At 71.0% G+C, this 11,326-nt stretch carries 12 protein-coding genes; 3 read left to right on the forward strand and 9 right to left on the reverse strand.

What is annotated here, in order from left to right; translation table 11 throughout:
• Nucleotides 1–165: 165 nt before the first annotated feature.
• A complete protein-coding gene (locus ACZ49B_RS30750; RefSeq protein ID WP_078988135.1) occupies nt 166–453 on the reverse strand; it encodes a glutaredoxin family protein in 288 nt (95 codons plus the stop codon).
• Nucleotides 454–552: 99 nt separating this feature from the next.
• Here ACZ49B_RS30750 and ACZ49B_RS30755 point away from each other — a divergent pair, with 99 nt between their 5' ends.
• The 3 genes from ACZ49B_RS30755 (at nt 553) to ACZ49B_RS30765 (ending at nt 4,247) form a co-directional block, all read left to right on the forward strand.
• The gene (locus ACZ49B_RS30755; protein WP_468312064.1) at nt 553–1,527 is read left to right on the forward strand and encodes an HAD family hydrolase; all 975 of its coding nucleotides are present in this window, start codon (nt 553–555) and stop codon (nt 1,525–1,527) included.
• 409 nt (nt 1,528–1,936) lie between these two features.
• The gene (locus tag ACZ49B_RS30760; protein ID WP_468312065.1) at nt 1,937–2,737 is read left to right on the forward strand and encodes an ECF subfamily RNA polymerase sigma factor, BldN family; all 801 of its coding nucleotides are present in this window, start codon (nt 1,937–1,939) and stop codon (nt 2,735–2,737) included.
• A 313-nt stretch (nt 2,738–3,050) separates the two neighbouring features.
• Nucleotides 3,051–4,247, forward strand: coding sequence for a DUF5667 domain-containing protein (locus ACZ49B_RS30765; RefSeq protein ID WP_468312067.1), 1,197 nt, complete (start codon nt 3,051–3,053; stop codon nt 4,245–4,247).
• 220 nt (nt 4,248–4,467) lie between these two features.
• Here the strand turns inward: ACZ49B_RS30765 and ACZ49B_RS30770 are convergent, their stop codons facing one another.
• From ACZ49B_RS30770 to ACZ49B_RS30805, 8 genes are all read right to left on the reverse strand, one after another.
• Nucleotides 4,468–5,460 carry a lysophospholipid acyltransferase family protein gene (locus ACZ49B_RS30770; RefSeq protein ID WP_468312069.1) on the reverse strand — a complete coding sequence of 331 codons (993 nt, stop codon included), beginning with the start codon at nt 5,458–5,460 and terminating at the stop codon, nt 4,468–4,470.
• Nucleotides 5,460–6,545: an NAD-dependent epimerase/dehydratase family protein gene (locus tag ACZ49B_RS30775; RefSeq protein WP_468312071.1), complete on the reverse strand. Its 1,086-nt coding sequence runs from the start codon at nt 6,543–6,545 to the stop codon at nt 5,460–5,462. The genes ACZ49B_RS30770 and ACZ49B_RS30775 overlap by 1 nt, the downstream gene beginning before the upstream one ends.
• A gap of 94 nt (nt 6,546–6,639) precedes the next feature.
• Nucleotides 6,640–6,738, reverse strand: a complete 99-nt coding sequence (locus ACZ49B_RS30780) for a 30S ribosomal protein bS22 (protein ID WP_003948845.1) — start codon at nt 6,736–6,738, stop codon at nt 6,640–6,642.
• Between the two features lie 152 nt (nt 6,739–6,890).
• Entirely contained in the window at nt 6,891–7,100 is a 210-nt protein-coding gene (locus ACZ49B_RS30785) for a helix-turn-helix domain-containing protein (protein ID WP_158708561.1), read from the reverse strand.
• 114 nt (nt 7,101–7,214) lie between these two features.
• A complete protein-coding gene (locus ACZ49B_RS30790) occupies nt 7,215–8,045 on the reverse strand; it encodes a phosphatase (RefSeq protein ID WP_468312073.1) in 831 nt (276 codons plus the stop codon).
• Nucleotides 8,046–8,161: 116 nt separating this feature from the next.
• A complete protein-coding gene (locus tag ACZ49B_RS30795) occupies nt 8,162–9,310 on the reverse strand; it encodes an acetoin utilization protein AcuC (RefSeq protein ID WP_468312087.1) in 1,149 nt (382 codons plus the stop codon).
• On the reverse strand, nt 9,282–10,508 hold the full coding sequence (locus tag ACZ49B_RS30800) for an MFS transporter (RefSeq protein ID WP_468312075.1): 1,227 nt from the start codon (nt 10,506–10,508) through the stop codon (nt 9,282–9,284). The genes ACZ49B_RS30795 and ACZ49B_RS30800 overlap by 29 nt, the downstream gene beginning before the upstream one ends.
• 43 nt (nt 10,509–10,551) lie before the next feature.
• Nucleotides 10,552–11,205: an HAD family hydrolase gene (locus ACZ49B_RS30805; protein WP_468312078.1), complete on the reverse strand. Its 654-nt coding sequence runs from the start codon at nt 11,203–11,205 to the stop codon at nt 10,552–10,554.
• Nucleotides 11,206–11,326 lie beyond the last annotated feature (121 nt).

Below are 11,326 nucleotides of genomic sequence, written 5' to 3' on the forward strand. Positions count from 1 at the left end.
TTGTCCGAGCAAAGTGACCGGGGTCACGCGGCTCGGGCCTGGAGGACGGGAACCCACAACACGCCGAACCCGTTCAAATCCCGAGGGGTGCAAAACGGTACACACTCCTCATCGATACGCCCCCGAGACCCCACAAATCGCCCATGATGGTACCCGGCCGGAGGGTCACCCCTCCAATGCGCGACGCAGCCGGTCCGGGTTCACCCTCCAGAAGGTGTGCTGTTCGCCGTCCACCAACACCACCGGGATCTGCTCCCAGTGCAGCCGGTAGAGCTCCGCGTCCTGCGAGATGTCCTTCTTCTCCCACTGTGCTCCGACTTCCGCGCAGACCTTCTCGATCACCTCTTGGGCGTCATCGCACAGATGGCACCCCGGCTTCCCGATGAGCGTGACCAACCGCTCGCCGGGACGCTTCTTTTCCTTACGGCGCAGCAAAGGGCTCATGCCCCCCATTCTCCCGCGCCACCGCGTCACGCCACGGCACCGAAGAGTTCACGCCCCCGGCATCCCATCGGTTCGGGAACTCCCGAACACAATGGCTATGCTCGCGTCATGGCCGCTCTGGGATGGCTCACCCCCCGTAGGCGCTCCGCCACCGCGCGGAGCGTGCTGGCAGGCGAGGCCTCGGCCGAGGCCGCCCGCAAGACCGCGCAGGCCCTCGAGGCGGAGGCCGGACCACCGGCCGGGCCCGAGGAGACCGCGGCGCAGGCAGCCGAGGAGGCGGAACCGGCCGAGCCCGAGTTCCCCGTCGCCGGCGACGACCTGGCCGCCGCCTTCTTCGACCTCGACAACACCGTCATGCAGGGCGCCGCGATCTTCCACTTCGGCCGCGGCCTCTACAAGCGGGAGTTCTTCCACCGCCGCGAACTCGCCCGCTTCGCCTGGCAGCAGGCCTGGTTCCGGCTCGCCGGGGTCGAGGACCCCGAGCACATGCAGGACGCCCGCGACAGCGCCCTCTCCATCGTCAAGGGCCACAAGGTCTGCGAACTCATGGCGATCGGCGAGGAGATCTACGACGAGTACATGGCCGAGCGGATCTGGCCGGGCACCCGCGCCCTGGCCCAGGCCCACCTCGACGCCGGCCAGAAGGTCTGGCTCGTCACGGCCGCGCCCGTCGAGACCGCCACGATCATCGCCCGCCGGCTCGGCCTGACCGGGGCGCTCGGCACGGTCGCCGAGTCCGTCGACGGCATCTACACCGGCCGGCTCGTCGGCGAGCCGCTCCACGGGCCCGCGAAGGCCGAGGCGGTCCGCGCGCTGGCCGCCGCCGAGGGCCTCGACCTCGAACGCTGCGCCGCGTACTCCGATTCGCACAACGACATTCCGATGCTGTCGCTGGTCGGGCATCCGTACGCGATCAATCCCGACACAAAACTGCGCAAGCATGCCCGGGCACACGACTGGCGGCTGCGCGACTATCGGACCGGCCGCAAGGCCGTGAAGGTCGGCGTCCCGGCCGCCGCCGGCGTCGGCGCGATCGCGGGCGGCGCAGCCGCCGCCATCGCCCTGCACCGCCGCCGCAAGTAGCCGCACCCGCCCCGCCGCCCGGCCGCGGCCCGGCTTCCGCCTGCGCCGGGGCCGCCCGGGGGCCCGCCGGGGCCGCGTTCCCGTCGGCTCCCGGTCCGCTGCGCGGCGGGCATTCCCCTCTTCTACCCCCGCGCCCCGCGCGGCACTCCCGCATGCCCGACTCGGTCGCGAGCCAGCGTGGAAGCGTCCATTCCGCGTATTCAACCGATCAAGAATCGATCACCAACTGCGACTGAATATGCCTTCGACACGCAACAGAAGTGTCGGAATCGGTGATTTGAGCAACTGGGTGTAGCGCTGCCTGTACGAAGCGTTATTCTCCTCAAACGCATGCCACCGGCCATCTGTCGCCACGACGGGTGAACGGTCCCGCACTGCACGTGATGGAAGCTCTGCCTCTGGGAGTCCCGTGTACCCACCTGTCGGGGTTGACGCCTCGGGCCTGGCTACGCTGCGCGCAACGGTCCTCGACCACCTGCGCGGCTTCGTCCCCACCGCGTACGCCGTCCCCGCCTTCGCCGCGGTCCCGGCCGGCCTCGGCCCGGCCGGTCCTTGCTATGCCCTGACCGACGGCGGAGCGACGGTGGGCAGACGCGGTCGTACGGGAGGAGGCGCCACCGGCACGAGCGCGCCCGCCGCCCGCCGCCCCACCGCGGACAGCGACCAGGCCCGCATGATGGACCTGGTCGAACGCGCCCAGGCCGGCGAGGCCGAGGCCTTCGGCCGGCTGTACGACCAGTACAGCGACACGGTCTACCGCTACATCTACTACCGCGTCGGCGGCAAGGCGACCGCGGAGGATCTCACCAGCGAGACCTTCCTGCGCGCGCTGCGCCGCATCTCCACCTTCACCTGGCAGGGCCGCGACTTCGGCGCCTGGCTCGTGACGATCGCCCGCAACCTGGTCGCGGACCACTTCAAGTCCAGCCGCTTCCGCCTGGAAGTGACCACGGGCGAGATGCTGGACGCGAACGAGGTGGAACGATCCCCCGAGGACTCGGTCCTGGAGTCCCTCTCCAACGCCGCCCTGCTGGAAGCCGTACGCAAGCTCAATCCCCAGCAGCAGGAGTGCGTCACCCTGCGGTTCCTCCAAGGCCTGTCGGTCGCCGAGACCGCCCGGGTGATGGGGAAGAACGAGGGCGCCATCAAGACGCTCCAGTACCGGGCCGTCCGCACCCTGGCCCGCCTGCTCCCGGACGACGCCCGCTGACCTCCGACCGGCCCCGCACCGCCGCCACCGGGCGCCTCCACCCGCGGCTCCCCCCACGCCGCGCACACCCCCCGCACCGTCCGACCCTCCTGACACTGACAATCCACACAACCGGTGACCCCTCGATGACGCTGTGGTCCGATCATCCTTCGTCCGTAACCCAAGTGCCGCGCCGCTCGTTGTGCGGAATGCAGGCTCCCTGTGGATACGCCTTGCCCGAAGCCGCTCACTCGAAAGTGTGGATGTGCTCAAGGAAGGCAACCTTCCGGACACCTTGGGGAGTCGATCGTCATGACGAGAGGAGGTGCCGCCAGTGATCGCGAACGTGACTCCGCACCGGCGGGCGAACGCCTTCGCCCAGGCCCTGGAGGATCGGACCCCATCCGACCTTTCGGAACCGGACCCGGCGGCCGAGCAGTCCGAGGCACCTGCCGAACCTGCCGACCACGACCGGTTGTTGGCCCTGGCGAGCGCGCTCGGCGAAAGAATGCCGCGCCCGGTGCTGGACCCCGAGGTCAAAGTGGTGCAACGAGCCCAGCTCGTGGCCGCCATGGAGACCATGGTGATGGAAGAGAGGGCCGGGGGCGGTGCCGCGTCGGACCCTCAGGTGCCCGAGCAGCGGACCGGCCGCGGCGCCCACCGGGCGACCTCGCTCCGGAAATTGCGGCCCCGCTCCCGCTGGTCCAAGGGCATCGCAGCGGGCGGCCTCACCGTAGGTGTGGCCGCGGGGGCCTTCAGCGGCGTGGCCGCTGCCAGCACGGACGCCCTGCCGGGTGACTCCCTCTACCCGATCAAACGGGGCATGGAGGACCTGAAGCTCGGCATGGCCGACGAGGACGCGGACCGCGGCGAGCTCTATCTGGACCAGGCCTCCAACCGCCTGTCGGAGGCCCGCAGGCTGATGGAGCGCGGGCGGACGGGCGTACTGGACCACGAGTCGCTCGGCGAGATCCGCCGGGCCCTGGCGGGCATGAAGCACGACGCGGCGGAGGGCCACCGGCTCCTCCAGGCGGCCTACCAACGGGACGGCTCGCTCGGCCCGATCCAGGCGCTGTCGTCGTTCTCCCGCTCGCACCGCGACGCGTGGGGCCGGCTCCGGGACAAGCTCCCGGCGCAGCTCACCGATGTGGGCGGGGAGGTCGAGTCGGTCTTCCAGGCCATAGACGATGACGTGGCGCCCCTCCAGAGCCTGCTCCCCAAGGCACCGGAGCAGCCCCGCGGATCCGGTGCCCCGGCCAAGCCGAGCGCTCCGGCCGGGCAGCACCAGTCCGCACCGGCGGCGGGCGCGCCCTCGCCGAGCCCGACCCCGCCCGCGACCACCGGCGGCAAGCCCTCACCGGCGCCCGGCGGGCTCCTGGGCGGCACGGGCGACCTCCTGAACCCGCCCGCGGGTCAGAACACCCCGGGGTCCTCGTCCTCTCCGGAGCACGTACAGCCGGACATCACCCTGCCGCCCCTCCTCCCGGGCCTCCTCCCGGGCCTGGGCCTCAAGGCGGAGGACGCCGAGTAACAGCCGGAACGGCCGCAGGCCCTATCCCCGTTGGGGGTAGGGCCTGCGCCATGAAACACCCTCAGAAGAACACGGACCGCCGCTGCACCAGCAGCTTGGCCCCTCCGTCCGCCGGCCTCGCACCGCTCCCGCGGGCTTCGGCCGGCCGCGCCGGACTCCGTCCGTCGAGGCCGGAGGCCCGGCCCACCCGACCGGCAGCGGCCCACCCCGTCAGAAGAACTCAGAAGAACACGGACCTGCGCTGCACCAGCAGCTTGTACAAGGTGTGCTGGATCTGCTCGCGGACCTCGTCCGTCAGGTTGAACATCAGCATCGGGTCCTCCGCCGCCTCCGGCGGATATCCGTCCGTCGCGATCGGCTCGCCGAACTGGATCGTCCACTTCGTCGGCAGCGGCACCGCCCCCAGCGGCCCCAGCCAGGGGAACGTCGGCGTGATCGGGAAGTACGGAACCCCCAACAGCCGGGCGAGGGTCTTCGCGTTGCCGACCATCGGGTAGATCTCTTCCGCCCCGACGATCGAGCACGGCACGATCGGCGTCCCCGCCCGCAGTGCCGTCGACACGAACCCCCCGCGCCCGAACCGCTGGAGCTTGTATCGGTCTCCGAACGGCTTCCCTATCCCCTTGAAGCCCTCCGGCATCACCCCGACCAGTTCCCCCGCCTCGAGCAGCCGCTGCGCGTCCTCCGAGCACGCCAGCGTGTGCCCGGCCTTGCGCGCCAGCTCGTTCACCACCGGCAGCATGAACACCAGGTCCGCCGCCAGCAGCCGCAGGTGCCGCTGCGCCGGGTGGTGGTCGTGGACCGCCACCTGCATCATCAGCCCGTCCAGCGGCAGCGTCCCGGAGTGGTTCGCCACGATCAGCGCCCCGCCCTCGGCCGGGATGTTCTCGATGCCCTTGACCTCGACCCGGAAGTACTTGTCGAACAGCGGCCGCATCAGGGACATCAGGACCTGGTCCGTCAGCTCCTTGTCGTAGCCGAACTCGTCGACCTCGTAGTCCCCGGTGACCCGCCGCCGCAGGAAGGCCAAGCCGCCCGCGATCCTCCGGTCCCACGCGGCCCCGCCGGACTCCGCGGGAGCGGGCTCCGCCGAAGCCGGCTCCGCGGCCTCCGCCACCCGCTCCGGCGCGGGCACCGCCCGTACTCTCCGGGTCCCGGCGATCCGCCGGCGCTGCCGGTCCTCGTCGAACGGAATGACCTTGGCGTCCGCCACTATCGCTGCGCTCCCTCTTCGGCTCCGGCAACCCCGACGTTCACGTTCAGGCCGTCCACCTTCAGCGCGGCGGCCACCCGGTCCACGGCCTTCCCCGCGCGCTCCGGCGGCAGCAGCCCGTTCCCCCGGCTGCGCGCGAAATCGGCGAACGTCTCGGCGGTCGTGTACATGGGCTTGAATCCCAGCACCTCCCGCATCTGGGAGGTCTCCACGACCCGCCCGTGCGTGAGGAGTCTGATCTGCTCCGGCGAGAAATCGGTGAGCCCCACCGCCCGCAGCGCCGACCCCACCCACGTCACCGCGGGCAGCAGCAGCGGCACCGTCGGCCGCCCCAGCCGCCGCGCGCACTGCGACAGCAACAGCACCCCGTCACCCGCGATGTTGAAGGTCCCGCTGTTCAGCGTCCCGCGCTGGGGCTCCGCCGCCGCCAGCCGCAGCACGTCCAGCACGTCGTCCTCGTGGACGAACTGCAGCCGCGGGTCGTACCCCAGCACCGTCGGCATCACGGACATCGAGAAGTATTCGGCGAGCGAGGAGTCCGCGTACGGACCCAGGATGTTCGCGAACCGCAGCACGCACACCGCCACGTCGGGCCGCCTGCGCGCGAAGCCCCGTACGTACGACTCGACCTCGACGGCGTCCTTGGCGAAGCCCGCCGCCGGCAGCGACTTGGGGTGCGTGGTCTCCGTGAAAACGGCCGGATCCCGCGAGGCGCCCCCGTACACGCTCGTGCTTGACTTCACCACCAGCCGCCGTACCGTCGGCGACTTCTGGCAGGCCCCCAGCAGCTGCATCGTGCCGATGACGTTGGTCTCCTTGACGGCACTCCCCGAGCCGCCCGGCCCCGCTCCGCTCCCGGTCACGGCGAGATGGACCACCGTGTCCACGGCGTGCTCGGCGAGCACCCGGGCGATGGACGACTGCCGGATGTCCGTACGGACGAACTCCGCCGAGCCCAGCCGGTGCGGCGGCGCGACCGCGTCGACCGCGATGACCCGCTCGACCTCGGGATCACGCTGGACCCGCCGCACGAAGCGGCCCCCCAGCTGCCGGGCTGCCCCGGTAACGAGCACGACCTTCCCCACGAGCTCAGCGCCTTCCTCGTCGTCCCCCGGCTACACCGCAGCCCCTCCACCAAAGGATGGTGGAGGGGCTGCGGAGAACACGTACAGCTGCCGTTTACTTCTTGTTACGGCGCTGGACGCGGGTGCGCTTGAGCAGCTTGCGGTGCTTCTTCTTGGCCATCCGCTTACGCCGCTTCTTGATAACAGAGCCCACGACTACCCTCGCTCACTTCTCGGAACATCCCCGCGCCAGCGGGGAACGGTGCGGGGCGTCTGGGCCCACACGACCTACGTCGGCCTAGCCTACCCGCCCGAGCTCTGAGCCTGTAATCCGAGGGGTTCGGAGAGTTCGCCGGAGCTTCAGTCTCAGGCCGACTCCACCCCCACATAGGACTCTCGGAGGTACTCGTGAACCGCGTTCTCGGGGACCCGGAAGGACCGGCCCACCCGGATTGCGGGCAGATGACCGTTGTGCACCAGGCGGTACACGGTCATCTTCGACACTCGCATCACCGAGGCAACCTCTGCCACGGTCAGGAACACGACCTCGCTGAGAGGCCTCTCGCCAGCAGCCATGACACACCTTGACCTTCCGCGCATGACGGGCACCGGCTTCCCCTCCGGTTACTCCTCGTCGTCGCACGCTCACTCCTCAGAGTAGGGGCGTGTGATACGAGTGGGGAAGAGGAGCTACGGCCACTCCTGCGCACCCGGCAGACTCGCCCGATCGAGTAGATACCGAATGAGCGGTCTGTAGTAGTCCGCGCGCACCGCGTCATCAAGCGGAACAGTCACCGCCACCCGCCCCTCCGCCTCGCCGACGAACAGCGCCGGGTCGTCCGTATCCGCCAGCCCGATCGCCTCCACACCGAGCTGACCTGCGCCGCAGACCCACCCGTGATCCCCCACCACCAATTCCGGCAACGGCCCGCCGGCCTCCGCGAGCTCCCCCAGAGCGAGCCGAACCGGCAGGGGTGAATGGGTGTGCACGCCGGTCGCACTCCCCGGCGGCCGCGCGCCGGGTTCCCGCACCAACGCGACTCCCCGTACGTAATCGATGCTGTGCCTGCGTACGCCGAACCGGGTCGCCATGTCGACACCGGCCCCCTGCGCCGGAGTGAGCACAACACATCCCACCGCCGACAGGGCCCGCGCCAAACTGGCGTAGAACCCCAGGAGACGGTGCGGATGCCCCGTCCCGAACAACACGGGCGACCGCGCCCCGGCCGCCTCGCCCAGCCGCTCCGCGAACGCCTCCAACGCCGCGAGCGTCAGCTCCGGATCGATCACGTCCGGCCCGCTGACGTGCGCAGGGTCCGCCGAGACCCCGCACTTGTCCGCCATCAGCCTCAGCAGGTCACCCTCGCCCCAGCCCCACTCCGGATCCAGCCCCAGCATCACCCGCGGATCCCGCGCCGCGAACAACCGGTAACTGCGCAGGCTCTCCTCCCGCGACGTGGCGACGGGCCCGGCCAACCGGGCGGCCAGCAAATGCGCACGCAGCGCGCCGGTGCTCAACACCCTCCGATGCTGCCGCACCGGACCTGGCGGATCATCAATTCCGGCGAACAGCCCCACACTTGGCGTAACACCTGGCGTAACGATGCTTCACCGCTCCCAGGCCGTGAGTGCCGGCGTTACGTGAGCAGGCCACGCAACGGGAACACCGCCCGCCGGGTCGCCAGAACGGCCTGATCGATCCGGTCGGCCGGATCGTAGCCCGCGGCCCAGTCCCGCCACGCGACCGTCCGCCCGTCCGTCATCCGCGCCGGCGCCGGCTGCCGCGTCCGCGCGTACACCTCGTCCCGCCACGCCTCCGGCACCACCGACTCCGGGTCCACCGGATGGTGCGCCGCGATCCCCACCAGATGCGTCCACGACCGCGGCACGACGTCCACGACCGCGTACCCGCCGCCGCCCAGCGCCAGCCACCGGCCCCCCGCATGCTCGTGCGCCAGCCGGTGACACGCCTCCTGCACCGCCCGCTGCGCGTCCAGCGACACCGCCAGATGCGCGAGCGGGTCCTCGAAATGCGTGTCCGCCCCGTGCTGGGTCACGAGCACCTGTGGCCGGAAGTCCTCCAACAGCTCGGGCACCGTCGCGTGGAAGGCCCGCAGCCACCCCTCGTCCCCGGTCCCGGCGGGCAGCGCCACGTTCACCGCCGAGCCCTCCGCAGCCGGCCCGCCCGTCTCCTCCGGCCAGCCGGTCTGCGGGAACAGCGTCCGCGGATGCTCGTGGAGGGAGACCGTCAGCACCCGCGGATCGTCCCAGAACGCCGCCTGGACCCCGTCCCCGTGGTGCACGTCCACATCCACGTACGCGACCCGCTCGGCCCCCAGCTCCAGCAGCCGCGCGATCGCCAGCGCCGCGTCGTTGTACACGCAGAACCCGGCGGCCCCGCCCGGCATCGCGTGGTGCAGCCCGCCCGCGAAGTTCACCGCGTGCTCGGCCTCCCCGCGCCAGACCGCCTCCGCGGCCGCCACCGACTGGCCCGCGATCAGCGCCGACGCCTCGTGCATCCCGTGGAAGGCCGGATCGTCCATCGTCCCCAGCCCGTACGACCCGTCGGCCACCCCCGGATCCGCGGACACCTCGCGCACCGCGGCCACGTAGTCCTCCCGGTGGACCAGCCGCAGCGTGGAGTCCCCCGCCGCGCGGGCCGCCCGTACCTCCATCTCCCGGTCCAGCCCGAAGGCACGCACCAGGCCCATGGTCAGCGCCAGGCGCACCGGGTCCATCGGATGGCTCGGTCCGAAGTCATACCTCGTTACCGCCTCGTCCCACATCAACAGCCCGGTCACCGGCTCGCCGCTCATGCCCGACACCGTATCGGGCGCCCTCCGAGCCGAACGAACGGGCGTGGAAGAGCGTCACGAGCACCAGCGCCATCGGCACGAGCATCGCGCCCCGGTAGCTCCAGGCGTCCCCGATCCCGCCGACGAGCGGCGATCCGATCAGGAAGCCGACGTAATTGAAGATGTTCAGCCGCGCGATGGCCGTGTCGGAAGCCCCCGGGAAGAGACGCCCCGCGGCCGCGAAGGTCTGCGGCACGATCACGCACAGCCCGATCCCCAGCAGCGTGAACCCCAGCATCCCCGCCCACGCCCCCGGGGCCGCCGCCACCACCGCGAACCCGCCGGCCGCGACAAGCGTCCCGATCCGTACGACGGCCACCGCCCCGAAGCGCCGCACGCCCAGGTCCCCGACGGCCCGCCCGATCAGCGTGGTGACCATGTACACGTTGTACGGGACCGTCGCCAGCTGCTCCGAGCTCCCCAGCACGTCCTGGAGGTACTTGGCGCTCCAGTTCGAAACGGTCGAGTCCCCGATGTACGCACACGCCATCACCAGGCACAGCGGCAGCAGCAGCTTGAACCCGCCGGCCCCCAGACCCTTCTCGGGGACCTGGTCCCCCATGTCCCGCTGGTCGACGTAGAACCGGCTCCCGTAGAGGGCGACCGGCAGCAGTACGACCACCGCCGGCAGGTACGAGGTGAACAGCGACAGGTGCCAGTGCGCCCCCGCCCAGGCGGCGGACGCCCCGACGATCCCGCCGAGGCTGTACGCGGCGTGGAAGCCGAGCATGATGCTGCGCCCGTACGCCCGCTGCAGGCTGACCCCGAGCATGTTCATCGAGGCGTCCAGCGCGCCGACGGACAGCCCGAACGCCCCGAGCGCCACCGCCACGTGCCACATCTGACCGCCGGCCCCGACCCCCAGCAGCGAGAGCAGGACCAGCGGCTGCGCCCAGCGCAGTACGGCGGCGGGCCCGACCCGCTTGACGAGGTGCTCGGTGGCGACGCTGGAGACCCCGGCGAGCACCGGTACGGCGGCGAGGAAGGCGGGCAGCAGCCCGTCGGATATCCCGTACCGGTCCTGGATGGCGGGGATCCGCGTCACGAGGAGGGCGAAGGTCACGCCCTGCACGAAGAAGCTGAACCCCAGGGAGCCCCGCCCCCGGCGCAGCCGTACGTCTTCTGTCATGGCGGCACAGCGTAGGCCCGCGGGCTACCCATGGGTAGAGAGATCACACAGGCAGTTCCAGAAGCCCCGTCAGCTCCTTCATCTCCCCGAAGAAGCCGGTGGCCCCGGCCAGCCGCTCGGCGGACATCATCCCGGTGAACCCGTACACGTCCATCCCGGCGGCGACGGCTGCCTGCACCCCGAGCGGACTGTCCTCGATCACCACGCACCGCGACGGCGCGACGCCCATGGCCCGGGCCGCGTGCAGGAACAGATCGGGAGCGGGCTTCCCCTTGCCCACGTCCTGCGAGCTGAAGATCCACTCCTCTTCGAACCACCCGTCGAGCCCGGCCGCCCGGTGCCCGACCCGGATCCGCTCGTGACTGCCGGAGGAGGCCAGGCAGTAGGGCACCCCGTGGGCGGTCAGCGCGCCGAGTACGTCGACCACGCCGGCGACGGGTGCCAGCTCCCGCTCGAACGCGGCGAAGGTCCGCGCGTGCAGGGTCGCGTCGAACGCGGCGGGCAGCCGCCGGCCGGTCCGCTCGAGCACGAGATCGTGCACCCGGTGCACGGCGGAGCCCATGTAGTCGCGGATCGAGTCCTCGTACGAGGTGGGGTGCCCCAACTCGGTCAGGTATCCGGCGAGGATGCTGTTGGCGACCGGCTCACTGTCCACCAGCACGCCGTCGTTGTCGAAGATGACGAGGTCGTAGCCCATGGTCCCGACCCTACGCAAAAGATTCCCGTAAACGCAGAAAAGCCCCGTACCGGATCCCGGTACGGGGCTTTTCCACAATGATTGTTCGGCGGCGTCCTACTCTCCCACAGGGTCCCCCCTG

The organism is Streptomyces sp. NPDC031132 (assembly GCF_055570595.1).

Bases quoted from the DNA above. Each gene is read 5' to 3' on its own strand.
- ACZ49B_RS30785 (WP_158708561.1), bottom strand. From the start codon at position 7,100: ATGGCTGCTGGCGAGAGGCCTCTCAGCGAGGTCGTGTTCCTGACCGTG.
- ACZ49B_RS30755 (WP_468312064.1), top strand. From the start codon at position 553: ATGGCCGCTCTGGGATGGCTCACCCCCCGTAGGCGCTCCGCCACCGCG.
- ACZ49B_RS30795 (WP_468312087.1), bottom strand. From the start codon at position 9,310: ATGTGGGACGAGGCGGTAACGAGGTATGACTTCGGACCGAGCCATCCG.
- ACZ49B_RS30800 (WP_468312075.1), bottom strand. From the start codon at position 10,508: ATGACAGAAGACGTACGGCTGCGCCGGGGGCGGGGCTCCCTGGGGTTC.
- ACZ49B_RS30805 (WP_468312078.1), bottom strand. From the start codon at position 11,205: ATGGGCTACGACCTCGTCATCTTCGACAACGACGGCGTGCTGGTGGAC.
- ACZ49B_RS30750 (WP_078988135.1), bottom strand. From the start codon at position 453: ATGGGGGGCATGAGCCCTTTGCTGCGCCGTAAGGAAAAGAAGCGTCCC.